This window comes from Marinobacter sp. M5B, assembly GCF_042604615.1.
In the GTDB taxonomy this organism is placed as follows: domain Bacteria; phylum Pseudomonadota; class Gammaproteobacteria; order Pseudomonadales; family Oleiphilaceae; genus Marinobacter; species Marinobacter salarius.
This window is the reverse complement of record NZ_CP156894.1, coordinates 871,521-896,658: the sequence shown is the minus strand read 5'-3', so window position 1 is coordinate 896,658 and position 25,138 is coordinate 871,521. Positions and strand designations below refer to the sequence as shown.

The 25,138-nt window shown below is 59.2% G+C and carries 22 protein-coding genes; 16 read left to right on the top strand and 6 right to left on the bottom strand.

The genetic code is table 11. The features are described 5' to 3' along the window. Window positions 1-19: 19 nt before the first annotated feature. Both AAGD24_RS04000 and mrcB read right to left on the bottom strand, forming a co-directional pair. Complete coding sequence (locus AAGD24_RS04000) at window positions 20-595, bottom strand: tetratricopeptide repeat protein (protein WP_151982856.1); 576 nt, start codon at window positions 593-595, stop codon at window positions 20-22. Then, window positions 592-2,916, bottom strand: a complete 2,325-nt coding sequence (gene mrcB / locus AAGD24_RS03995) for a penicillin-binding protein 1B (protein ID WP_036205614.1) — start codon at window positions 2,914-2,916, stop codon at window positions 592-594. Before mrcB ends, AAGD24_RS04000 begins: the two co-directional genes overlap by 4 nt. Window positions 2,917-2,996: 80 nt before the next feature. Here mrcB and AAGD24_RS03990 point away from each other — a divergent pair, with 80 nt between their 5' ends. Further along, window positions 2,997-4,625, top strand: a complete 1,629-nt coding sequence (locus tag AAGD24_RS03990) for an AAA family ATPase (RefSeq protein ID WP_379866633.1) — start codon at window positions 2,997-2,999, stop codon at window positions 4,623-4,625. A 67-nt stretch (window positions 4,626-4,692) separates the two neighbouring features. Continuing rightward, window positions 4,693-5,049: a pentapeptide repeat-containing protein gene (locus AAGD24_RS03985; protein ID WP_036203251.1), complete on the top strand. Its 357-nt coding sequence runs from the start codon at window positions 4,693-4,695 to the stop codon at window positions 5,047-5,049. A gap of 5 nt (window positions 5,050-5,054) precedes the next feature. On the opposite strand, the gene sfsA is transcribed toward AAGD24_RS03985, so the two are convergent. Beyond that, on the bottom strand, window positions 5,055-5,783 hold the full coding sequence (gene sfsA, locus AAGD24_RS03980) for a DNA/RNA nuclease SfsA (protein ID WP_199480626.1): 729 nt from the start codon (window positions 5,781-5,783) through the stop codon (window positions 5,055-5,057). A gap of 176 nt (window positions 5,784-5,959) precedes the next feature. On the opposite strand from sfsA, the gene dksA reads away from it, so the two are divergent. The 10 genes from dksA to pgi all read left to right on the top strand — a co-directional run bounded on the left by dksA (window position 5,960) and on the right by pgi (window position 17,983). Beyond that, window positions 5,960-6,400 (top strand): RNA polymerase-binding protein DksA, encoded by a 441-nt coding sequence (gene dksA, locus AAGD24_RS03975; RefSeq protein ID WP_036203245.1) that lies wholly within the window; start codon window positions 5,960-5,962, stop codon window positions 6,398-6,400. Window positions 6,401-6,454: 54 nt separating this feature from the next. After that, entirely contained in the window at window positions 6,455-7,327 is an 873-nt protein-coding gene (gene gluQRS / locus AAGD24_RS03970) for a tRNA glutamyl-Q(34) synthetase GluQRS (RefSeq protein WP_126810635.1), read from the top strand. 50 nt (window positions 7,328-7,377) lie between these two features. Then, a complete protein-coding gene (locus AAGD24_RS03965) occupies window positions 7,378-7,554 on the top strand; it encodes a hypothetical protein (protein WP_007153470.1) in 177 nt (58 codons plus the stop codon). After that, window positions 7,544-10,504 (top strand): ATP-binding protein, encoded by a 2,961-nt coding sequence (locus AAGD24_RS03960; RefSeq protein ID WP_036203238.1) that lies wholly within the window; start codon window positions 7,544-7,546, stop codon window positions 10,502-10,504. Before AAGD24_RS03965 ends, AAGD24_RS03960 begins: the two co-directional genes overlap by 11 nt. A 7-nt stretch (window positions 10,505-10,511) precedes the next feature. Further along, window positions 10,512-11,921, top strand: coding sequence for a sigma-54 dependent transcriptional regulator (locus AAGD24_RS03955; RefSeq protein WP_036203235.1), 1,410 nt, complete (start codon window positions 10,512-10,514; stop codon window positions 11,919-11,921). 745 nt (window positions 11,922-12,666) lie between these two features. After that, the gene (gene pcnB, locus AAGD24_RS03950; protein WP_041332651.1) at window positions 12,667-14,010 is read left to right on the top strand and encodes a polynucleotide adenylyltransferase PcnB; all 1,344 of its coding nucleotides are present in this window, start codon (window positions 12,667-12,669) and stop codon (window positions 14,008-14,010) included. 3 nt (window positions 14,011-14,013) lie between these two features. Then, a complete protein-coding gene (gene folK / locus AAGD24_RS03945) occupies window positions 14,014-14,529 on the top strand; it encodes a 2-amino-4-hydroxy-6-hydroxymethyldihydropteridine diphosphokinase (protein ID WP_379866630.1) in 516 nt (171 codons plus the stop codon). Between the two features lie 118 nt (window positions 14,530-14,647). Continuing rightward, on the top strand, window positions 14,648-15,442 hold the full coding sequence (gene panB / locus AAGD24_RS03940; protein WP_041332649.1) for a 3-methyl-2-oxobutanoate hydroxymethyltransferase: 795 nt from the start codon (window positions 14,648-14,650) through the stop codon (window positions 15,440-15,442). Further along, complete coding sequence (panC, locus tag AAGD24_RS03935; protein WP_036203225.1) at window positions 15,439-16,287, top strand: pantoate--beta-alanine ligase; 849 nt, start codon at window positions 15,439-15,441, stop codon at window positions 16,285-16,287. Before panB ends, panC begins: the two co-directional genes overlap by 4 nt. A gap of 31 nt (window positions 16,288-16,318) precedes the next feature. After that, on the top strand, window positions 16,319-17,983 hold the full coding sequence (pgi, locus tag AAGD24_RS03930; RefSeq protein ID WP_228210382.1) for a glucose-6-phosphate isomerase: 1,665 nt from the start codon (window positions 16,319-16,321) through the stop codon (window positions 17,981-17,983). Between the two features lie 7 nt (window positions 17,984-17,990). Here pgi and folK (AAGD24_RS03925) read toward each other — a convergent pair whose 3' ends face one another. Beyond that, a complete protein-coding gene (gene folK, locus AAGD24_RS03925; RefSeq protein WP_075195712.1) occupies window positions 17,991-18,509 on the bottom strand; it encodes a 2-amino-4-hydroxy-6-hydroxymethyldihydropteridine diphosphokinase in 519 nt (172 codons plus the stop codon). Next, window positions 18,509-18,865 (bottom strand): dihydroneopterin aldolase, encoded by a 357-nt coding sequence (gene folB / locus AAGD24_RS03920; protein WP_036203216.1) that lies wholly within the window; start codon window positions 18,863-18,865, stop codon window positions 18,509-18,511. The genes folK (AAGD24_RS03925) and folB overlap by 1 nt, the downstream gene beginning before the upstream one ends. Window positions 18,866-19,024: 159 nt before the next feature. Between folB and plsY the strand changes: the two genes are divergently transcribed. After that, on the top strand, window positions 19,025-19,618 hold the full coding sequence (gene plsY / locus AAGD24_RS03915) for a glycerol-3-phosphate 1-O-acyltransferase PlsY (protein ID WP_036203213.1): 594 nt from the start codon (window positions 19,025-19,027) through the stop codon (window positions 19,616-19,618). Here plsY and tsaD read toward each other — a convergent pair. Beyond that, window positions 19,615-20,670, bottom strand: coding sequence for a tRNA (adenosine(37)-N6)-threonylcarbamoyltransferase complex transferase subunit TsaD (gene tsaD, locus AAGD24_RS03910; protein ID WP_228210381.1), 1,056 nt, complete (start codon window positions 20,668-20,670; stop codon window positions 19,615-19,617). The genes plsY and tsaD overlap by 4 nt on opposite strands. 239 nt (window positions 20,671-20,909) lie before the next feature. Between tsaD and rpsU the strand changes: the two genes are divergently transcribed. The 3 genes from rpsU to rpoD all read left to right on the top strand — a co-directional run bounded on the left by rpsU (window position 20,910) and on the right by rpoD (window position 25,042). Next, window positions 20,910-21,125 (top strand): 30S ribosomal protein S21, encoded by a 216-nt coding sequence (gene rpsU, locus AAGD24_RS03905; protein ID WP_007153483.1) that lies wholly within the window; start codon window positions 20,910-20,912, stop codon window positions 21,123-21,125. A gap of 152 nt (window positions 21,126-21,277) precedes the next feature. After that, complete coding sequence (gene dnaG / locus AAGD24_RS03900; RefSeq protein ID WP_228210380.1) at window positions 21,278-23,011, top strand: DNA primase; 1,734 nt, start codon at window positions 21,278-21,280, stop codon at window positions 23,009-23,011. A 180-nt stretch (window positions 23,012-23,191) separates the two neighbouring features. Further along, window positions 23,192-25,042, top strand: coding sequence for an RNA polymerase sigma factor RpoD (gene rpoD / locus AAGD24_RS03895; protein ID WP_036203209.1), 1,851 nt, complete (start codon window positions 23,192-23,194; stop codon window positions 25,040-25,042). Window positions 25,043-25,138 lie beyond the last annotated feature (96 nt).

Below are 25,138 nucleotides of genomic sequence, written 5' to 3'. Positions count from 1 at the left end.
CCGCTGGGGCTTTTCTCGCTTACAGGCTTGCCGCCCGGGCTTCCGCCTGATCCGCCCCAGCCACATTCCCCCTGGCACGCCGGATATCCGCCAGCAGCAGCCATCCCGAGCGCTGCAATGACGAATTGCTGCCCGCCAAAGACAACCCTTTCAACGTGAACTGCTCCGCCGAACCCAGTTGATCCAGTGCCACGTAGGCTTGTGAGAGCTTGAAGTACACCTGCGCCGAGCGTGGGGCGATTCGCTGTGCCCGCTCCAGTTGCGCCACGGCGGCCTGGGTCTCGCCGGACGCCATCAGGCTGTCCGCCCGCTGGATAAGGCTTCGTGCTGCCGGCGACAGAGCGTCACCCTCATCCTGGTAGCTGGGGGCCGTGCGCTCTGGCTGCCGCACAGGTTGATCAAGCTGCTCGCTTTTACGCTCAACCCGCGGTTCGTCACGAGGCTCACCGGTTTGTGGCGGCTGGGGCGCCTCGTCAGGGGATGACCGATCACCGGCTGGCACATAAATGGAGCCACCGCCCGGGCCAGAGGCGCAACCGGCCACCGTCAGCGACAGGGCCAATAAACCAGCGCATGTAAACGTGTTCGATTTCATTGGAAAAGTCCTTCAAACCAGCCCCGTATCCGCCGCTCGATATTACCTCCGCAGGAAACCTCCACATCAGGCTCACTGCCGGTGATGAACGGTACGAGGCGTGCATTGTCACAATGTTCTTCTGTCAGGGCGACTTCGTCGGGATTGACCCAGAGGTACTCTACCCCATCCGGCACCACCGGCGAGAAGCCGTGCTGCGGTACCTGGCTCATAAACCGGGACCACACCGGTAAGGCGCCGGTGGCGCCTGTCAGAGACGTTGGGCCGTTGTCGTCCCGGCCAACCCAGGTCACCGCCAGCAGGTCGCCGCTGAAACCGGCGAACCAGGAATCGCGGCCATCATCGGTGGTTCCGGTCTTACCTGCAAGCGTGAGCTCTCGTGGCACGGTCCGGTACGCGGAACGCCCGGTACCTTCCTGCATGGTTTCCTGCATAACATACTGGACAAGATGTACCGCGGCGGGATCCGCTACCTGGTCCACTTTCAGGCTATAGCGAGACAGGGCCTCGCCTTCGGCATCGGTGACCTGCCGAATGGTTCTCAGGGGCGTATTGAAACCGGACGTAGCCAGCCCCTGATAGATCTGGGCGACCGTTACCGGCGTCATGGAGACTGAGCCCAACAACATTGATGGGTACTCCGAAATACCCCCGGGAACGCCAAATCCCTGCAAGGTAGACTTCACAGCGCCGATACCCACATCCAGCCCTACACGCACAGTAGGTAGGTTATACGAGTGGGAGAGCGCCTTGTGCAGGGGCACCTCGCCGCGCTGTTCCTTATCGTAGTTTTCAGGCTCCCAGCGGCGTCCGTCGTCGAACACCAGGGAGAAGCCCTTGTCCTCGACAGGTGTAATCAGGGTATACCGATCCGGGTTCTGCAACGCCGTCAGGTAAACGAACGGCTTGACCAGGGAACCGATAGGACGGCTCGCATCCACGGCGCGATTGAAACCGGCGTATTTCGGATCACGCCCACCAACCAGGGCCAACACCTCTCCACTGTCCCGCGAGGTCACCACCATGGCGGACTCCAGCGTGGTATCGGAGCTCCCCTCCATTCGCCCGAGCATATCCTTGACGGCAAATTCCGCCGCATACTGGATCGCGGGGTTCAGGGTGGTGAAGATGCGAAGCCCCTCACTCTGCAGGTCTTCCTGCTTGTAATCCCGGGCCAGGTGACGACGAACCAGATCGATGTAGGCCGGGTACCGGTTTTCAGAGTATGAAGCCTGGTTCGTAACACCCAGCGGCTGGGCACGGGCCCTGGCGGCATCCTCTTCGCTGATAAGATCGGTTTCAGCCATCACATCAATGACCAGGTTGCGACGGGACAGGGCACGGTCCGGATGGCGTCGGGGATTATAGTAGCTCGGCCCCTTCACCAGGCCGACCAACAAGGCAATCTGATGGGTTTGAAGATCACGAATCGACTCGCCGAAATAGAACTGGCTTGCCAGCCCGAATCCGTGAATGGCTCGTGTGCCGGCCTGCCCCACGTACACCTCGTTGACGTAGGTTTCCAGTATGTCGTTCTTCTCGTAATGGAGCTCCAGAAGCAGCGACATCAGGGCTTCGTTGCCCTTGCGCAACAAGGTTTGATCCCGGGTCAGGAAGAAGTTCTTCACCAACTGCTGGGTCAGCGTGCTGCCCCCCTGCACGATCTGCCCGGCCCGGATATTAGCCAGCATTGCCCGGCCAATCGATAGCGGGGCGATCCCGACATGGTCATGGAAATTGCGGTCCTCAACGGCCAATAGCGTATCGGTGAAAAGTTCGGGTACATCCGCCAGCTGCACCAACACCCGGTCTTCCTTGTGGGCGGGATAGATACCGCCGATCTGGGCCGGTTCCAGGCGCACAATCGGCGAAGGGTCGCCCGACAGTACCCGGAAATCCTGCACCTGGTCGCTGTATATGTTAAGCGACAGGCGTCTACGAGGTTCCAACCCGTCGGTAAACAGAAAGCCCCGAGTGCTGATAATAAAGTGGCCGCCATTGCGACGATAGGTACCTGCCCGGCTGCCATCCCCGGCACGGTAGCCGGACAGCTCAAGCTCCCGCTGCAGAGCCCCCGAACTGACGCTCGCGCCGTCATACAGCTCCAGTGGTCTCGCGTAGACTCGAGAAGGCACTTCAAATCGACGGCCTTCAAAGCGGGAGGTGACCACCGCATCCAGGTAAACCATCCAACCGGCGAGCAGCACCACACCGATAAAAAAGACGCGCAAAAACAGGCGCCAGAACCAGGGCCGGCGGGCAGACTTTCCCTTGCGGGTGTTTTTCTTGGGCGATTTCCGGGGGGAAGCAGATTTTTTCATGGCGGGATTATAACGAATCCGGGCATCGGTACGGCAGGTCATCCGTGTGTTATTTCTGTAATCTGCCCGTTTTGCTCGTTATGATGGGGGCGATAAAAATCAACGAGTTCAAGGAACCCAAGGAGAGAGCCGTGAGCGATGCACCTTCCGACAACCTGATTCTGGCACTGCAGGATCCGGCGCTGTATGACCACCCGGTGAAAGACTTTCAGGTTATCGAAACGCACATCTCATGGGTCATCCTGACCGGCGACTATGCCTACAAAATCAAGAAGCCGATGGACTTCGGCTTTCTCGACTTTTCGACCCTGGCACGGCGCAAACACTTTTGCGAAGAGGAGTTGCGCCTGAATCGGCGTCTCGCCAACAATCTATACCTCGACGTATTGCCCATCACCGGCTCGGCCGAGGCTCCGGCACTCGGTGGCGAGGGGGACGCGTTCGAGTACGCCATCCGCATGCGCCAGTTCGACCAGAACGAGCTGTTCGACGTGCGACAGGAAAACAGCAAACTCACGCCTGAACTGCTCACCAGCCTCGCCCGGCAGGCCGCGAACTTCCACGACAGCCAACCACCGGTTGAACCCGGCAAACCACTGGGAACGCCAGAAGCGGTCTTCGCTGCAATGCAGGAAAACTTCGACCAGATCCGCCCGATGATTGACGATGACGTGCTCCTGCTTCAGCTCGACAACCTGGAGCAATGGACCCGCAGCACCTTTGAGCGCCAATCGGCCCTGATTTCCGAGCGCTACGAGGGCGGATTTGTACGGGAGTGTCATGGCGACCTGCATCTGGCAAATATCACAATCTATGACGGCGACGTGACCGTATTCGATTGCATCGAGTTCAGTGAGCCGTTCCGCTGGATTGACGTGATCAACGACCTGGCGTTCCTGTTGATGGACCTGGAGTCCCGCCGTGAGCCCGAGCTGGCGAACCTGGTATTGAATACCTACCTGGAATACCGCGGCGACTTCGAGGCCCTGCCGCTGCTGCCCCTCTACAAGGCGTACCGGGCCATGGTCCGCGCCAAAATCGCCCTGTTTACCCTGGGCAACCCATCGCTGACCGATGCTGAGCGACAGGGGCTGATGCAGCGCTATCGCGATTACGCCCAACTGGCGGAAGACTACAGCGCCATACCCAACCCTTATCTACTGGCCACCACCGGGCTCTCCGCCAGTGGAAAATCCTGTGTCAGCGGTTCCATGGCGGCGGAGTTGGGGCTGATTCGGCTGCGTTCGGACGTAGAGCGCAAGCGGCTCTTTGGCCTGGGCCCGCTGGACCAGAGCAAATCCCCGACCGGCGAAAAGCTGTACACCGAAGAAGCCAACCAGCGCACCTATGAGCGCCTGGCCGAGTTGGCCGGCGCCTTGCTGACCAGCGGCCTGCCGGTCATCGTAGACTCTGCCTGCCTGAAACAGTCCGAGCGGGAGATGATGGCGGACGTGGCGGAGAGCCGGGGCATGCCGTTCGCTCTGTTGCACTGCGAAGCGCCCCTGGAAAGCCGTAAGGAATGGGCTCGCAACCGCTCAGGCGATGCCTCCGAAGCCACTGAAGAATTCCTGGAAGAACAGGAAGCGTGGCTTGAGCCCCTTACCACCGAGGAAAAAACCCACACCATTCATCTGTACACCGACCAGGAGCATGTGGGGGAAGCGGTCGCAGACCGAATCCGCCAGCATTTTGGCCTTCCCGGGATGTAAAACGTCTACACTGAACAGTGCCCGGCCCCTGGCCGGGCCACTGTGAATAGATTCCTGGAGCTCCACAATGGATACCGATGCCGTTCGCCACATCAATGACCCGCTTTACGAAAAGCTTCGTAGCGAAGACATTGACGCTTTCAATACCGCAAAAAGCAGACTGACCGAACTCCCGAGCCTGGCGCACGGTGATTTCCGGGGACTGGACCTTCGCGGGATGGACGCAAGAGGGCTGGACCTCAGCCACGCCTACTTTCGTGGCGCGGACCTGCGCGGTATCGATTTCAGCCAGACCAACCTGGAAGGTGCGAGCATCGCTGGTGCCAAGATTTCGGGCTGCTACTTTCCTTCACAGCTGCATTCGGACGAAATCATCCTGTCGCTCAATCACGGCACCCGAATGCGCTACAACATCCTGAAGTAACCGACTCACGCGCCCAAGACAACCGGCACAGCCTCCCCTAGCGAGATATCCCCATCCGGCCCTTGCGGGCCGGAAAGCCCCGCCCGGTATGCCAGCACCTCCACGCCCGCGGCCTTTGCCTCACGCAGCAGCACACCGTAGGCGCTGTCGATATGATCAGCCGGCCGCACACTGTCGATACCGGTGTGGTTGACCACAAAAAACAGCACCGCACGCTCGCCGGCCCTGGCCTGGGCCATCAACTCCCGCAGGTGCTTCTGGCCACGAGTGGTTACGGCATCGGGGAAAAAGCCCTGCCCGTCCTCGCACAGGGTCACATTTTTCACCTCCACCCAGGCATCCGGATGATGCTCGTGACCTGACAGATGTAGATCAATCCGGCTTTTTTCAGTGCCGTAACGCACCTCTGCCCTGCAGGTCTGGTACGCGGCCAGCTCCGGAACATCCCCACTTTCAATGGCTTCACGGGCCTGCGCATTCGGTCGCGCCGTGTTGATACAGGCCACCTCACCCGGCGCGGTTTCGACCAGCTCCCAGGTATACTTCAACTTGCGTTTGGGATTGTCACTGGTACTCAGCCATACTCTGGCATCCTCGGGCTGACACCCCAGCATGGAGCCCGTGTTGGGGCAATGGGCAATGACCTCGCTGCCATCCGGCAACCGGACATCAGCCAGGAACCGCTTGTAGCGCCGTATTAGCCGGCCTTCGATCAATGGTACGGGCAACTTCATTTTGGTCTCCGTGCAAAAGTAGGCATCACAAGGCTGGCACCCCTGTGACTAATCTGCTATTTTCCGCAAATTCCCGTTTCAGGACGAATGCTTTTTCCAGGGTAATGGCCGGCCAGTATTCGCTGGCCGCCGGAAATAAAGCGTTCTTGCGAAGTACAAACATGAGGCCGGGTTCAATGGCAAAGACTGCAGAACAACCACGCGAACGTTTCACCAACTTCACCCCCTATGAAATGAAGAAGGGTGAAGAGTACATGAGTGCGGAAATGCTGGAGCACTTCAAGGATCTGCTGCTGCAATGGAAGCAGGAGCTGATGGAAGAAGTGGACCGCACGATGCACCACATGCAGGAAGATGCGGCAAATTACGCGGATCCCAGTGACCGTGCAACCCAGGAAGAGGAATTCAGCCTGGAACTGCGCACCCGCGACCGCGAGCGCAAGCTGATCAAGAAAATTGACCAGACCATCGACCGCATCGACAAGGACGACTACGGCTTCTGCGACCAGTGTGGCGTTGAGATCGGTATCCGTCGCCTTGAGGCACGGCCAACCGCGACATTGTGCATTGACTGCAAGACTCTCGCTGAAATTCGCGAGCGCCAGACTGGCATCTGACCCCACGCCTCTGAATATGCTGGCCCCTGAACCCGGGGCCGGTGTTCACCAGCCATGACTGATTCCCACTATCGCGGCCGGTTTGCGCCGTCTCCAACCGGGCCTCTGCATTTTGGCTCCCTGGTCACCGCGGTTGCCAGTTACCTTGAGGCGCGCAGTCATAAAGGCACCTGGCTGGTGCGGATTGAAGACCTTGATCCTCTCCGGGAATCCCCTGAAGCCACCCAGCGGATACTGGATAGCCTGAACGCCCACGGCCTGCATTCCGACGAACCCGTGCGCTTTCAGTCAGAACGCCACGCCCATTACCACGCATTGATTGATCGTTTACTCACCCAAAGGCTGGCCTATCGCTGTGCCTGTTCACGAAAGCAACTGCGGGAAAACAATGGGCGCCACCCGGAGCATTGCCGTGAAGGGAAGGCCGAACCGGGCGAACGCCCGTTCGCTGTCCGTTTTGCCCTTCACGACGAACACAGCGAGTGGCACGATCAATTACTGGGGCCGCAAGTGCAGCAGGTACACGCTGAACTGGACGATCCGGTCATCCTCCGCAAGGAAGGCTTCTACGCCTACCAACTGGCGGTGGTTGCCGACGACATCGACCAGGGCATCAGCCACGTCGTCAGGGGCTCAGACCTGTTGGACATGACCGCACAGCAACAGCAGATCTATCGTTCACTGGGCGCGCCACCACCTCAGTGGATGCACATTCCGGTTATTCTCAACGCCGAAGGCCAGAAGCTCAGCAAGCAAAACCACGCACCAGCCCTGGATGACCGAAAAGCAATAGACAACCTGAAACGGGCCCTCGTCGCATTGGGACAGGAACAACGTTTGTTGGCAGAGGCATCAGACATCGGTACCCTGCTTGCCCGGGCCGCTGCCAACTGGGCGCCGGAGCGGATTCACCTGACAGCCCGGTGAACGACGTGTTATAAACCTTTTCACAAGCGACAGTGCGGATATCATGCCTGATGTATATCTACCGTCTGGTCTTCCTTCTGGTTCTGGCCATCTACATATTCTCTCCCAACATTCTTGACTGGTGGACGTCGCCAGGGAATGCCTGGTACAGCCCCTACGTAATCTGGGCCGGCCTGATTGCCATCGGCTTCTGGCTGGAGTGGCGACGGGATCCCAATGAGTTTTAGCGCTCCCAGCCTATTACTGGCCAGCCTGTTGTATCTGGTCCTGCTTTTCGGCATTGCGTGGGTGACCGAAAAAGGCGCGCTGCCCCGCAGCTGGATCAGGCACCCTCTGGTCTACACGCTTAGCCTTGGCGTCTACGCCGGCATCTGGGCCGTGTACGCCGCGGTGGGCATGGCCGCTGAATCGGGGTTTGGCTTCCTGGCCTACTACCTGGGCATCAGCGGCGCCTTTCTGCTGGCACCGGTTCTGCTCAACCCGGTGATGCGGATTGGCCGCGCCTACCAGCTCACCTCCCTTGCCGACCTGTTCGCCTACCGGTATCGAAGCCAGTGGGCGGGCACGCTGGTAACCATCTGTTCCGGCACCGCCATATTGGCCTTGCTGAGCATGCAGATCCAGGCGGTATCCACGTCTGCCAGCCTGTTGGCGCCAGACACGTCGCCCCAGCTCATCAGTGTGCTTTTCAGCATTATCGTGGTTTTGTTTGCCATGCTGTTCGGCACTCGTCGCAGCCAGGGTTCCGAGAACCACCAGGGCCTGGTACTGGCCATTGCCTTCGACTCCCTGGTGAAACTCTTCTCACTGCTGATTCTTGGCGGAGTCATCCTGTTTGGCGTATTCGATGGTATGGCAGGACTGGAAACCTGGCTGGCGGACCAGAGCACTCCGGTTAGCACCATGACCATGAGCATCGATGACGGCAGTTGGCGCGCCTTGATGCTGATGTCCTTCGCCGGTGCCCTGGTACTGCCCCACATGTACCACATGACCTTCAGTGAAAACCCGTCGCCCAAAGCACTGGCAAAGGCCAGTTGGGGACTGCCCCTCTACCTGCTGCTGCTCGGCCTGCCGATTCCACTGATTCTCTGGGGCGGCCAGGCGTTGGCTGCCACCACGGGACCGAACTTCTACGCCATCGGCACCGCCCAGGCCCTCGGCAGTCCGGCGCTAACATTGATGATGTACATTGCCGGCCTGTCCGCCGCCAGCGGCCTGATGATCGTCAGCACCCTGGCTCTGGCGGGCATGGTGCTGAACCATGCGGTTCTTCCACTACGAACCCCCAAGGACCACGGTGACATCTACCACTGGCTGAAATGGGTCAAGCGCCTGCTTATCGCGGCCATCATCTTCGCTGCGCTGCTGTTCCATGAAACCCTGGGCAAAAACCTGGACCTGTCAATCCTCGGCGCCATTTCACTATCAGGCATGCTCCAGCTACTCCCCGGCGCCCTTGGTGTGATCTACTGGCCAGAAGGCAATCGCCGTGGCCTGATCGCCGGGCTGGTCTCCGGCCTGGTCATTTGGGTGATTACCCTGGTGTTGCCCTTCTCCCATACCGCCAACCTGCTGGATTTCATCGGTGCCCCGCTGGTACCGGACTACAGCAACTGGCACATCTTCACCTTCGTTAGCCTGACGGTGAATGTCACCATATTCACCCTGATTTCAGTACTGAGCACCAGTTCCGCCGAAGAAGCCGGGGCTGCCCAGGCATGTTCTCTGGGCGCGCTTTCCCGCCCCCAGCGCAGAGAGTTACTGGCAACCTCGTCTGCGGACTTCACCCGCCAGCTTGCGGTTCCATTAGGGTTGGGGGTTGCAAGACGGGAAGTGGAAAAAGCCCTTACCCAGCTCAAGCTGCCCAACGTGGAATACCGGCCCTACCAACTTCGGCGCTTGCGCGACCGAGTGGAGGTAAACCTTTCGGGATTGCTGGGCCCCGCTGTCGCTCGTGATCTGGTTAAACGGCACCTGGGCTATAAACCCATGGCCAGCGGCGGCACCGCACAGGATATACGCTATGTCGAACGGGCCCTCGGGGATTACCAGAATCGCCTGACCGGGCTCGCCGGGGAACTGGACAACCTGCGCCGCCACTATCGCCAGACCCTTCAGAACCTTCCGATTCCCGCTTGCTCTGTTGGCGAAGACGGCGAAATACTCATGTGGAACAACGCCATGGAAGCCCTCACCGGCATTACAGCCGACGATGTGGTGGGTGCCCGACTGATGGCCCTGCCCGAGCACTGGCACCTGCTGCTGGATGATTTCAACAGCGGTGAGGACCTGCACCGGTACAAGCACCGCCTGGATCTGAAAGGCCGCCCCCACTGGCTTAACCTGCACAAAGCAGCCTTGAGCGGCCCCGATCACACCGAGGGCGGCAGCATTATCCTGGTGGAAGATCAGACGGAAACCCGCCTGCTGGAAGACGAACTGATGCACAGCGAGCGCCTGGCCTCCGTGGGCCGGCTCGCGGCCGGTGTCGCCCACGAAATTGGCAATCCGGTCACCGGTATCTCCTCCCTGGCCCAGAACCTGAAGCTGGAAACCGACGACCCGGACATTCTGTCCACCGCGGATCAGATCCAACAGCAGACCCGGCGGATCTCCACCATCCTGCAGTCGCTGATGAACTTTGCCCGTACCGGAAACCATGCCCACGCCAACCGCTACGAACCGGTGGACATACACCGTTGTGTGGACGAGTCCATCAACCTGCTGTCCCTCAGTGACAAGGGCATGGGCATTCACTACCGCAACGAATGTCCGAATGAGCTGACCATCCTGGGGGATGAACAACGGCTGGTGCAGGTGTTTATCAACCTGCTGGCCAATGCCCGGGACGCCTCACCCATCGGTGGAGAAGTGCGTATCAGTGGAAACCGTGATGGCTACTCCGCTATTATCGAGGTCACCGATGACGGCTCCGGCATACCGAAAGACCAGCTGGACCATATCTTCGAGCCTTTTTACACCACCAAGGCCCCCAACAAAGGAACGGGCCTGGGCCTGTCGCTGGTGTACAGCATCATTGAAGAGCATTACGGCAACATTCAAGTGGACAGCCCGGCTGATGCTGACACTAGCCGCGGCACCTGTGTGCGCATGAGGTTGCCGGCCTACGAGCCGGACACCGGTACCACCATCAGCCAGAACGAAGGGTCGTAAACGCGTTATGCCTCGCATTCTGATTGTAGAAGACGAAGAGATCATCCGTTCAGCTGTTCGCAAGCTGCTTCAGCACGCCGGTTACGAGGTTGCCGATGCTGGCTCCGTTGAAGAAGCCGAAGACAACCACGACCCCGGCGAATTTGACCTGATCATCTCCGACCTTCGACTGCCCGGCGCAGCCGGAACGGAACTGATACGGCGCGCACCGGACACTCCGGTGCTGATCATGACCAGCTATGCCAGCCTCCGCTCCGCCGTGGACTCCATGAAAATGGGCGCCGTGGAGTACATTGCCAAACCCTTCGATCACGATGAAATGCTGGAAGCGGTCGAGGGCATTCTCGCCAGAAAGCCGCAGATTTCTTCCTCGAATGCCCAGTCATCATCGAATCAGGCAGATGCAGCTGCACCGGACAGCGACCCGGCCAGCATCATGTTTGGTCACTGCGATGCCATGCAGAAGGTGTTCACCCTGATACGCAAAGTGGCGCCGACAGAGACCACAGTGCTGATCCAGGGCGAATCCGGAACCGGCAAGGAGCTGGCTGCTCGCGCGCTTCACCTGATGAGCCCCCGGGCCGCCAGACCTCTTATTTCCGTGAACTGCGCCGCGATTCCGGAAAGCCTGATCGAGTCGGAACTGTTCGGCCATGAAAAGGGGTCGTTTACCGGGGCGGTATCGGCCCGGACCGGCCTGATCGAAGCAGCCGACGGCGGCAGCCTGTTTCTGGACGAAATCGGCGAATTGCCCGCTGAGGCTCAGGCCCGTCTGCTGCGGGTGTTGCAGGAAGGCGAGATTCGCAAGGTGGGCTCCACCCAGAGCCGCCAGGTGGACGTGCGCATGATTGCAGCCACCCATCGTAACCTGAAGGCCATGACACGAACCGGTGGGTTCCGCGAAGACTTGTTTTACCGACTGAACGTCATGCAGGTTCGCATACCGCCGCTGCGGGAAAGGCAGTCGGATATTCTTGGCCTGGCCCAGCGATTCCTGCAACGCCAGGGCGAAAAGATGAGTAAACCCGGCCTGAACCTGACACCAGAGGCCATGCGTGCGCTGGAACGACACCGCTGGCCCGGCAACGTCAGGGAGCTGGAAAACGCCATCGAGCGCGCCACCATCCTCTGTGACAGCGACCTGATCACCCCGTCCCTGCTGGATCTGGACGGCGAAGGCGGCGACGTCAACATCCCCGAAACCCTGGTGGACGGCAACAACGAGCAGGCGCCCTCCCGGGAAGCCGAGGCCACCAGTGACCTCTCCCTTGAAGATTACTTCCAACACTTTGTGCTGGAAAACCAGGATCGTATGAGTGAAACCGAGCTGGCCCAAAAGTTGGGGATCAGCCGTAAATCTCTGTGGGAGCGGCGGCAACGCCTGGGCATCCCACGAAAGAAAAGTTCGGGGAACTGATACTTTTCCGGTACCCCTCAGAAAGCGTTGTTACCGGGAAAGTGTGAACCTGAGCTCAGTTGTTACCCAGTGTTCCTGACGGTAACACCCCAGATCTAAAAAACGCGACCTCAGTAACACTTAAGTCTTACGATCCACCTTCTCAAATAGACCGATAATACTAACCTACTGTTAATAAACAGTTTTCAAAAACTGGCACACGGACTGCAGTCTATAGGGCGCACAACAACAAAAACAACAGTGACAACGCAGCGCCAACAACAAGAACAAAAAGCTGTAGAAGACGTTCGGTAACAAAAACAAAAACAGAACGTGAGCGAACTGAGTGTTTTGGGTACTTTGCTTTTTAGTGGTCCCACGGCACGTGCGAGTTGTAGATGTAGAGAAGAATCGTCTTCCAGGCGGCACTGCATTTACCCAATGACTTGCCCGATGTCTCTGACTGCTCTGTGTATTCAAAGCTTTCCGTTTGCACTCCTGGAATCCCTAAGCTTGGGGATTGACAGTGGGGTAGAAAAACGAAGAAAAATCCCGGTAAAAACAAAAACAATGCAGATCGTCAACGCTTTCAGGGCGGGTTCGTGTAAACGAATCCGCCTTTTGATTATCTGGCCCAACCGTTTTTTCGAACTGACCATTTGCGCCCTTCCCTTGGTTGTTTTCACCAGCTTGTGTCGCCAAACGTGTGCAAATCCCGCCCAAACCGTTAAACTCTCGCTTTTGCTCAGCGCAATAACGGAATTCAATGCTTAAACGACTATTGTCATACGTGTCAGGAAACGGGAAGAAAAAAGCCCGAACCTATCAACGTCAGGATATACCCCGGGACCAGCATAACGTCTCCCGCTCATTCATCAGCGAGCCCGCCAAGAAAGTGCTCAGCCGGCTGAACAATGCCGGTTACGAAGCGTATCTGGTGGGCGGTGGTGTTCGCGACATACTCCTTGGCGGCAAACCCAAGGATTTTGATATCGCCACCAACGCCACGCCGGAAGAGGTGCATGACCTGTTCCGCAACTCCAGGCTGATTGGCCGGCGCTTCCGCATTGTTCACGTCCTGTTCGGCCGGGAAGTCATTGAGGTCACCACCTTTCGCGGAAATGCGGCAGAAGCGCAGGAAGATGACGACGACGATGACCGCAGAACCAGCGAGCATGGCCTGCTGCTGCGGGATAACGTCTACGGCAATCTGGAAGAAGACGCCTTGCGCAGGGACTTCACCGTGAATGCCCTCTATTACTGCATCCGCGACTTCACCGTGGTGGATTTCGCGAACGGCATTGAAGACCTGGAAAACCGTCAGATGCGCCTGATTGGTGACCCGGAAACCCGCTACCGGGAAGACCCGGTACGTATGCTCCGCGCCGTACGCTTCGCCGCCAAGCTGGGCTTCGATATCGAACCCGACACCGAAGCCCCGATCCGGGAACTGGCACCACTGCTCACGCACATTCCGCCAGCTCGCCTGTTCGAAGAAGTGCTTAAGCTGTTCTCCGCAGGTTTCGGTGAAGCCACTTACGACCTGCTCAGCGAATACAACCTGCTGGCGCCTTTGTTCCCGGAGACGGTGCAGGCCATCAACAACGGCGAGCCGGATGAACTGATCCGCAAGGCCCTGCGAAATACCGATGCCCGCATCGCTCAGGGCAAGTCAGTAACGCCCTACTTCCTGTTTGCAGCCATGCTCTGGCCAGCCCTGCAGGCGGAATGGCGGAAACGCCAGGATAATGGGGAGCCGGTACAACCGGCATTGCACATGGCCATCGCCAAGGTGATCGGCCGACAGGTTCAGGCCACCTCGATCCCCAAGCGCTTCTCCGGCCCGATGAAGGAGATCTGGGAACTGCAGATGCGCCTGCCACGTCGCCAGGGTAAGCGCGCATTCGCCACCATGTCCCATCCCCGCTTCCGGGCCGCCTATGACTTCCTGCTAGTAAGGGAAGCCTCGGGCGAAATCGAACCCGGACTGGGCCAGTGGTGGACGGAATTCCAGGAAACGGACGAGCGCGGCCAGGAACGTATGTTGACACAACTGGGCAGTGACGGCCCCAAGAAACGCCGCCGCAAGAAGCCCGCGAAAAAGGCCTGACCGATGACGGCCACGGATGTTTTTATCGGGCTCGGCAGCAACCAGGCTGACCCTTCCGCGCAACTGGCCGGTGCCGTGGCCCGGCTGGCTGCGCTGTCGGAAACTGAACTGGTGGCCCAGTCCCCTTTTTATCGCAGTAAGCCGGTGGGCCCGCAGGACCAGCCCGATTTCGTAAACGGCGCAGCCTGGTTACGCACGGAACTTTCCGCCCTGGAACTGCTGGACCAGCTGCAGGCCATTGAACAGGCTCATGGCCGCGAACGCATACAGCACTGGGGGCCGAGAACCCTGGATCTGGACCTGCTCCTCTATGGCAATGAAACCATCACCAGCGAACGCCTGACCGTACCCCACGCCGAACTCGCCAACCGCGACTTTGTCTTGCAGCCGTTACTGGACCTGGAGCCCGGACTGGCACTGCCAGACAGCCGCACCATCGCGCAACTGCGACAACAATGCCCTGATAACAACCTGCAAAAACTCAATCCGGTGGAACGGGCACCTTTCCCGCCCGGCTGAGACCAACGGCTCGGCGTGCGGCTATTGCCACAAACACACCCCCGGATTACCCTAAAGGCCTGGATGCCGGCATACACCCGGCCCGGTCTGGCCCATCCACCCACAAGGCAAGGATTCTATGGCTGTTACCATCAATACTCTGCGCGATTACAAGCAGAAGGGCGAAGCTTTCTCCGTTCTGACATCCTACGATGCCACCTTTGCTCAAATCGTCAGTGAGGCCGGCGTTGATGTTATCCTGATTGGCGACTCTCTTGGCATGGTGCTTCAGGGGCACGACAGCACACTCCCCGTGACCATGGATCAGATGGTGTACCACGTGTCGTCCGTAGCCAAAGGCAACCGGGGCTCGCTGATCATGGCCGACATGCCGTTCATGACCTACGGTACTACCGAGGCCGCCCTGGAGAACGCCGCCGAGCTGATGCGCGCCGGTGCTCACATGGTCAAGCTGGAAGGCACCGACTGGATGAAGGACACCATTCACGCCCTGAGCGAACGCGGCGTGCCGGTATGCGCCCATCTGGGCCTGACCCCGCAGTTCGTCAACAAGTTTGGCGGCTACAAGGTCCAGGGCCGGGACGAAAAGCACGCCGAGCTTATGATTGAACACGCCTGTGAACTGGTGGCCGCGGGCGCCGATGCCATCCTGCTGGAATGCGTACCTGCGCCGCTGGCAGCCAGGATCACCCAGGCCGTACAAGCGCCGGTGATCGGCATTGGTGCCGGCGCAGACACCGACGGTCAGGTACTGGTGGTCCACGATATGCTGGGCATGGTCACCGGCCGAAAACCACGCTTTGTGAAGGACTTCCTGGCGGAGTCCGGCTCCATCAAAGGTGCCATCGAAGCCTATGTGGCCGCAGTTCGCGACCGCTCATTCCCCGCCGAGGAGCATACGTTCAAGGCATGAGAACCGTACATACGCTTAAAGAACTCCGTGCCATGCTGCGCAGCTATCGCCAGCAAGGGAAACGTATTGGGCTGGTTCCCACCATGGGCAACCTGCATGACGGGCATATTTCATTGGTCAGAAAGGCCCGTGAAGCAGCCGACATCGTCGTGACCAGTATCTTCGTGAACCCGATGCAGTTCGGCGCTACGGAAGACCTGGACACCTATCCCCGCACACTGATTGAAGATCAGGAGCGGCTTGAGGCTGCAGGCAGCACCCTGGTGTTCGCCCCCTCCAATGAAGAAATCTATCCCGAGGGACTGGCCAGGCACACCCGTATTATTGTTCCGGAAGTCAGTGAGGGCCATTGCGGCGCCAGCCGGCCCGGACACTTTGAGGGCGTAGCCACGGTCGTCACCATGCTGTTCAATATGGTTCAGCCGGATATCGCGGTGTTTGGCGAGAAGGATTACCAACAATTGGCAGTCATTCGCAAACTTACCCAGGATCTGATGATACCGGTGGAAGTCATCGGCGGCCCGACCGTTCGCGAAGAGGACGGTCTGGCGAAAAGCTCCCGCAACGGGTTCCTTACCGAGGACGAACGCGCCATTGCACCGACTCTCTATCAGACACTGAAGAACACCGCAGAACAGATTCACGAAGGCCGGACCGATTTCACAGTGCTGTCCCAAGAGGCCAACGATGCCCTCAGTAAAGCGGGGTTACGCCCGGATTACTTCAACATCGCCAACAGCCTGACCCTGAAACCGGCCAGCGCCGACGATACCGAACTGACTCTACTGGTGGCAGCGTTTCTGGGTACCACACGACTGATCGACAACCTGTCGATCACCCGCTGATCCGACATTCACTGACAGAAAGGATTCCACAATGTCCCAGGGCTCTGTACCACTCACCAGCCGGCCCGAGTGGCAGGCACTGAAGACACATCAGGCGGAACTGGAAAGCACCCACATGAGGGAGCTTTTCAACGGCGACCCGAACCGAGCCAGCCGTTTTTTCATTCGCGGCGGCGGCCTGTCGCTGGATTACTCCCGCAACCGCATGACCGATGACACCCTGGCGAAGCTGATGGCATTGGCCAGGAAATGCGGTGTACCGGAGCAAATCGAAGCCATGTTTCGTGGCGACCACATCAATGTCACTGAAAAGCGCCCGGCGCTGCACATCGCCCTGCGGGACACCAGCGGTGCTTCCATCCACGTTGACGGCACGGACATCACTCCGGAAGTGGAAGGCACGCTGAATCGCATGGCGCGGTTCGTAGACGACGTACTTAGCAAGCGCTGGCAGGGGCATACCGGCAAGGCCTTTACCGATGTGGTCAGTATTGGCATTGGCGGCTCCTTCCTCGGCCCCAAACTGGTATCGGAAGCTCTACGCCCTTACTGGCATGGCCAGTTGAAGGGCCACTACGTCGCCAACATCGACGGCACCCAGATAGCCGAGGTACTGCGCCGGGTCAATCCGGAAACCACCCTGTTCCTGATCCAGTCGAAATCCTTCCGTACCCAGGAAACCCTGGAGAACAGCAAGGTGGCCCGGGACTGGTTCCTGGACAATGGCGGCAGCGAAGACCAGATCGCGAAGCACTTCGTGGCGGTTACCGCCAATACCCCGGAAGCCGTTAAATTCGGCATCTCCGAAGACAACATCTTCCCCATGTGGGACTGGGTGGGCGGACGCTACTCGCTGTGGTCCGCCATCGGCCTGCCCGTGGCACTGACCATCGGCATAGAGAATTTCCGTGCCCTGCTCTCCGGCGCCAACGCCATGGACCAACATTTCCATACCGCGCCACTGGAGCAGAACCTGCCTGTGGTCATGGCCATGCTGGGGGTCTGGTACAACAACTTCTGGGGCGCGGAAACCTACACCATCCTGCCCTACGACCATTACCTCCGCAGCCTGCCCGCTCACCTGCAACAACTGGACATGGAAAGTAACGGCAAGAGCGTGACCCAGGGCGGTGAGCCGCTAACTTACCAAAGCGGCCCGGTGATCTGGGGCGGCGTGGGTGCCAACGGCCAACACGCCTTCCACCAACTACTGCATCAAGGCACGCGCCTGATTCCGGCGGACTTCATTATTCCTCTGGAGACCCACAACCCGGTCGCCAGTCACCACGTTACGCTGTTTGCCAACTGCCTGAGCCAGTCACGAGCTCTGATGTCCGGCAAGACCCTGGACGAAGCCAAAGCGGAACTGAAAGCCGAAGGCATGAGCTCTGGAGAGATCGACAAACTGGCGCCTCACAAGGTGATTCCCGGCAACAAACCCAGCAATACCCTGCTGATGGAGAAATCGACGCCGGAAACCGTCGGCGCGCTGATCGCTCTCTATGAACACCGTACCTTTGTGCAGGGCATTATCTGGGATGTGGATTCGTTCGATCAGTGGGGCGTGGAACTGGGGAAACAGATGGGCAAGGGCATACTGGACCGCCTGACCGGCGATACTGCCGAAGGCGACGAGGCCATCGACAGCTCAACGGCCAGCCTGATCCAGATATACCGCTCACATCACGGGGCGTAAAGTCCCTTTATCGGGCAGCGGCCTGCGAGATGCGCCGGCCCCGCCAGGTAAAGTCCACCGGCCACAATTTCTGGTCACGGTCATAGGCCTGCCACAGCGCCTGGTAACGCTCGCCGCAGACCGGATGAACGGCGGTCGGCGCAATTTCCGCCAGTGGCAACAGCACGAAGGCGTTTTTCAGGATCTCGCCCCGGGGCAGCTCGACACCATCGACCCGGCCCACCTCGTGATCGTAGGTGAGAATATCCAGGTCCAGTGTTCGGGGACTGAACTTTGGCACATCCCGCCGTCGACCATTGTCCGCCTCAAGTTGCTTGAAGCGGGCCGACAGCTCGGCCACGCTCAGGTCGGTATCGACGCCCACCACCAGATTGTAGAAGGGCGAGCCATCAAAACCGACCGACTCGCTCTCGTAGACAGATGAGATAAGCGGTTCGTCAAACCAGCCAGCCAGTGCATCCAGCGCCGCAGTGATATAGCGCTCGCGGTCAATGTTACTACCGATACTGATATACACCCGCGCCATCAGAGGCTCCCCCGTTCAATCCTTACACCCACGGCTGCTGCAGCCGGAACGGCGCCTGGCTTACGAAGGGTCAACCTGACCCAGCGCACGTTGAATTCACTCTGTAGCAAACCGGCAATGCCTTCCGCAGCGGTTTCCAGCAATTGGGGGCGAGCCTCGACAAGGTAGTCTGAGACCCGCTCACTGACCAAAGCGTAGTTCAGAGCATCACTGACATCATCCGACGCCGCCGGTGCCCTGTTATCCCAAGCCATCTCCAGGTCTACCAACAGTCGCTGACTGACTTCCCGCTCCCAGTCGTACACGCCGATGATTGCCTCAACGGCCAGACCTTCGATCAGTACACTATCTGTCAACGGAGGCACTCCTGGGCTTACACTCTTTGCTGATTGAATAACGCGCAGGCAGCGGATACTGTGTAAAATCTGACCTGCTTCGTCGCGGGGCCGGCATTTTCTCACAAATGACCAGTACGCGTCTTTGCGTCTTTTTCACTTTGCCAATGATCGCCACCGATGAGCTATCTGAGTGACCCGGTACTGACCGTTCTACTGTGCGCCCTGGCCTACCTGGCGGGCTCGATGCTGTTTGCACTGCCGGTCTGTCGCGCCTGGCATCTTCCAGACCCACGCGCCCAGGGCTCCGGGAACCCCGGCGCCACCAATGTCTACCGTACCGGCGGATGGCCGCCAGCGGCACTGACGTTATTCCTGGATGCCGCCAAGGGCTGGCTTCCGGTGTGGTTTGCCCACCAGGCAGACCTGACCATCCTTTCCCAGGCCATGGTGGCGCTGTGCGCGGTGACCGGGCACATGATTCCGTTGTTCTATCGATTCAAGGGTGGAAAAGGCGTGGCGACGGCACTGGGCGCCGGGCTTGCGCTGGCTCCAGCGACCACGCTTCTATTGGCCGCCATCTGGGCCCTGGTGATGTGGCGCTGGAAAATTTCGGCGCTGGCTTCGATTGTGGCCATTGTCAGCGGCCCCATCATCAGTGCCCTGATCGAACCCGACACCCTGCCACTGTTCGGCCTGCTGGCCATCCTGATTGTGGTACGTCACCGCAACAATCTGATCCGTATGGCCCAGGGCCGGGAACCGGGCTTCTAGTCCACCAGCCCATTCGTCCGTGGTTCGCCAACCGGTGGCAGTGTATTCATCGGCCAGCGCGGCACCGCCACAATCCGATCACCATCCTGCTGGCCTGCGTTCATGCGCTGGCAACCCGCGTAAGCAATCATGGCACCATTATCCGTACAAAACTCGGGGCGGGCGTAGAACACCGCGGCACGAAGTTTCTCTGTCATTTTCTCAAGCCCGGCACGCAACCGCTTATTGGCACTAACGCCGCCGGCAATCACCAAACGCTTGCAACCGGTCTGCTCCAGGGCACGGCGACATTTGATGGTCAGCGTATCCACCACCGCCGCCTCGAACGCCAGGGCGATATCGGCACGGGCCTGGTCATCCAACCCCCCATCACGTTCTGCCGCAGTTACCGTATTGAGGGTAAACGTCTTCAGGCCACTGAAACTGAAATCCAGCCCCGGCCGGTCGGTCATCGGGCGCGGGAACCGATACCGGCCCGACGTGCCCTTTTCAGCCAGCGCCGCTACCCTAGGCCCGCCGGGATAATCCAGCCCCAGCATCTTGGCGGTTTTGTCAAAGGCCTCGCCGGCGGCATCGTCCACCGACTCACCCAGCATTTCATACTCGCCAATGCCCTTAACCAGCACTAACTGGGTATGGCCGCCGGAAACCAGCAGGGCAACAAAAGGAAACGCCGGGGGATTGTCTTCCAGCATTGGTGCCAACAGATGCCCCTCCATGTGATGGACACCCAGCACCGGCACACCTAGAGCAAATCCCAGGGCATGGGCCACAGAACCACCTACCATCAGCGCTCCCACCAGACCGGGACCGGCGGTGTAGGCAATGCCTTCGATATCAGCGCGAACCCTGCCGGCATCGGCAAGCACCTGATCACACAGCGGCAGCAGTTTGCGGACATGGTCGCGGGAGGCCAGCTCCGGCACCACACCGCCGTAATCCGCGTGCATATCAATCTGGCTGAACAACGCATGCGCCAGCAGCCCGCGTTCGCTGTCATAGAGGGCAACGCCGGTTTCATCACAGGAGGTTTCAATACCGAGAATCAGCATAAATAAGGGCCACAACTCCGGGCTGGTGAACATCAGCGGAGCATTTTAGCAGAAACCCGAAACCCTCCGTCAGTTTCATCGAACAAACATTGACCTCGGCCATGGGCAGGCGCTATCATTGCCGGCCTTAAATACGCACTGGTCGAGTTTTAGCCAATCTGACCAGGTATCGAGTCGATCTGACAGACCGGTCGATCAGACAAAACAGAAACCGAATCAATCAGGTAGGTGATTTTCGAATGCCAGCTGTTAAAGTGAAAGAGAATGAACCGTTTGACGTAGCCCTTCGTCGCTTCAAGCGCTCCTGCGAGAAAGCAGGCGTTCTGTCGGAAGTACGTCGCCGTGAGCACTACGAGAAGCCGACAGCCGTGCGCAAGCGCAAGGCAGCCGCAGCCGTCAAGCGTCATCTCAAGAAGCTTCAGCGGGAACAGCGCAAGTTCGAGCGCCTGTACTAAGCTTTACCGGACGCCGCTTGACTGCAAGCCTATAATCGCCTGTATAGCCGCAGGTTGCACAGAGCGATACCAAAATGCCGCCGAGGCCTGGCTTCGGCGGCATTTTTGGCTGTACTTCCAGGCCCGGCACTTTCCGCGCGACCGGAGACATCATGAGTGGACTGATCCCGCAACGCTTTGTTGAAGACCTGCTCGACCGGATAGACCTGGCGGAGCTGATCGGATCACGTATCACCCTGAAAAAGGCCGGCGGCAACTACAAGGCCCGCTGCCCCTTCCATGATGAGAAAACGCCGTCTTTCAACGTTCGGCCGGACAAGGGCTTTTACCACTGCTTTGGCTGTGGCGCCCATGGCGATGCCATCAGTTTTGTCCGCGAATTCGATGGCCTGGGCTTTACCGACGCGGTAGAGGAACTGGCCCGCAGAGCCGGCATGGAAGTGCCCTACGACCAGAGCGCGCGCCAGGAAATGCAGCAGGCGCGAACACTGACGGACGCCCTGGATTACGCCAGCCGCTTCTATCAGTCCGCCCTGAAGGGCCAACAAGGTGAATTCGCCCGGGACTACCTCAAACAGAGGGGCTTGGACGACAGCATTATTGAACAGTACCAGCTGGGTTACGCCCCTGGCACCGGCACCGCCCTGTTCGACAGCGCCAGCAAGGACCTGCAGGGGCCATTGGTTGAAACCGGCGCCGTGTCCGACCGCTACGGGCGGCCCAGGGACCTGTTTCGCAACCGGGTGATGTTCCCGATCCGCAACAGTCGCGGGCGGACCATTGCATTCGGCGGGCGCACACTGGGTGATGACAAGGCCAAGTACATCAACTCTCCGGAGTCTGATGTGTTTCATAAAAGCCGCGAAATCTACGGCCTTTATGAAGCCAAGCAGTCGATCCGCCAACTCGACAGACTGCTGGTGGTGGAAGGCTACATGGATGTCATTGCGCTCGCGCAGAACGGCATCCACTTTGCCGTGGCCACGCTGGGCACAGCCACGAACCAGGACAGCCTGTCGGCACTGCTGAAGCAGGTACGGCATCTGGTGTTCTGTTTTGACGGCGACCAGGCCGGTTACCGGGCGGCCGACAAGGCCCTAGAGAATGCTCTGGAATTGCTGACTGACGGCCTTCATCTGCAGTTCCTGATGATGCCGGACGGTGAAGACCCGGACACACTGGTGCGCAAGGAGGGCCCCGACGCGTTCCAGGAACGCATCAACGGCGCCACGCCCCTGTCTCGCTACCTGTTCAACCGGCAAAGCGAGGGGCTGGACCTGACGCTGCCGGAAGACCGGGGTGAGCTGAAGGCACGGGTAGAACCGCTGCTGAAGAAAATGCCCAGGAGCACCCTCAGGGATGCCATGTGGCATGAAATGCTGCGGCTGTGCGGCAACAACCGGGGCGACTGGCAGAACCGCCGCCAGCCAAACGGCAAGGGCGGATACGGCGAACGCCGGGTGCAGGAACAACGGATTGACGTAAAACTCAGCAAGGATACCCAGCTTTGTCTGGCCCTGCTTGAAGCACCGGACATGGCCAGCGAAATTGCTGAACTTTGCCGCAGCAGCCGCCAATACCGGCAGGCAGGCCAGTTCGCCAGCTGGATCCTGGAGCACGCCATCAAAGACCGGCGCTCCCTGGTCCGCGAACTGGCAACGGATAACCGCGCCAGAGAACAGTTTTACAGCCTGTTCGATGGCATTGAACACATCCCCGCACGGGAACAGACCCTGGCTGGCGCCAGGGAAATGCTGAACCCGAACCGGGAAGTGGCGCGCAAGCAGCGGTTGGCGTCTCTGCTATCGGAAAAGCGTAGCCTGGCAGACCTTAGCGCTGAAGAGCGGCAGGAGCTGAAGGCACTGACCGGACAGAACGACGACTGACCAGCGCCAGGAAACAGAGCCGGCGGGCCAAAAAACGCAATAACTGCCGCCGGAAACGGCACTGCACTTGAAACTTGCAGTATTGATCACCATCTAACCATCCGGTGGCAGAGCAACCGCGCGACAGCTATAATGGCTGTTTCACTTTTTTCCTTTTACCAGCGAGTTCACAGGGTGTCTATGTCAGGCAATTCGCAGAAATCACGTCTTAAAGACCTCATTGCACGAGGCAAGGAACAAGGTTACCTGACTTACGCCGAGGTAAACGACCACCTCCCGGAAGACATTGCTGACCCGGACCAGGTCGAAGACATCATTCGCATGATCAACGACATGGGCATCCAGGTGTCTGAAGTGGCACCGGACGCGGACACGCTGCTGATGACCGACGGCGACTCCACCGCTGACGAAGCAGCGGCCGCTGAAGCCGCTGCGGCACTCGCAGCCGTGGAATCCGACGCTGGCCGCACCACGGACCCGGTCCGCATGTACATGCGCGAAATGGGCACCGTGGAGCTGCTGACCCGCGAAGGCGAAATTGTCATTGCCAAGCGCATCGAGGAAGGTATCCGCGATGTCATGGCCGCCGTGGCCCACTTTCCCGGCATCACCGGTACCGTTATCCAGGCCTACGACCGCATCATCGAGAACGAAGGCCGCCTCAGCGACATCGTCTCCGGCTTCCTCGACCCCGACGGCGCCGAGCCGTTCATGGAGGAAGACACTACCCCGGACACGTCCAGCACCTCGGACGATTCATCCGACGACGATGATGACGATGACGACAGCGAAGAAGAAACCGAAAGCGGTCCGGATCCGGAAGAAACCCGTCTACGTTTTGAGCTGCTGAAAGAAAAGCTCGATGCCGCCGACGCAAGCCTGGCCAAACACGGCCGCGGCCACAAGAAAACCCAGGAAGCCCTGAACGAACTGGGCCAGGTATTTGCCCCGTTCAAGCTGGGCAACAAGGCGTTTGACGAACTGGTGAACGTCGTTCGCTCCACCAACGATCTGGTGCGGGAGAACGAGCGGGCGATCATGAAAATCTGCGTACGCGAGTGCAAGATGCCGCGTAAGGATTTCATCAAGTCGTTCCCCGGTAACGAAACCAGCCTGGACTGGGCCGAGAAGATGTCCAAGGGCAAAAAGCCCTATGCACCGCTGATTGCTGAGCGCATCGACGAAATTGTCCGCCTGCAGAAGCGCATTGCCAATATCCAGACCGAAGTGGACCTGGACGTTTCCGACATCAAGGAAATCAACCGCCGCGTTTCCATTGGCGAAGCCAAGGCCCGCCGTGCCAAGAAGGAAATGGTGGAAGCCAACCTGCGTCTGGTTATCTCCATTGCCAAGAAGTACACCAACCGCGGCCTGCAGTTCCTCGATCTGATTCAGGAAGGCAACATCGGCCTGATGAAGGCGGTCGACAAATTCGAGTATCGCCGTGGCTACAAGTTCTCCACCTACGCCACCTGGTGGATTCGTCAGGCCATCACCCGCTCCATCGCGGACCAGGCACGCACCATCCGTATTCCGGTGCACATGATCGAAACCATCAACAAGCTCAACCGCATCTCCCGTCAGATGCTGCAGGAGATGGGCCGCGAGCCCACGCCGGAAGAGCTGGGCGAGCGCATGGAAATGCCCGAGGACAAGATCCGCAAGGTACTGAAGATCGCCAAGGAACCGATCTCCATGGAAACCCCGATCGGTGATGACGAAGACAGCCACCTGGGCGACTTCATTGAAGATATCCAGGCCCTGTCACCTGTTGACTCCGCTACCGCTGAGGGCCTGCGCGAAGCTACCCGCTCCGTGCTCTCCGGCCTGACCGCGCGCGAGTCCAAGGTGCTGCGCATGCGCTTCGGTATCGAAATGAACACCGACCACACCCTGGAAGAAGTGGGCAAGCAGTTTGACGTAACCCGCGAGCGAATCCGCCAGATCGAAGCCAAGGCCCTGCGCAAACTGCGCCATCCTTCCCGCTCCGATCACCTGCGCGGCTTCATTGACGATCAGGGCAACGGATAACACCACAACAGTAGCGGGCGCCATCCCTCACCGGTATAATGGCGCCCGCTTTGTTGCTCCCGCCCGGAAGCGACACCCCAAAAAGCAAACCTTTAA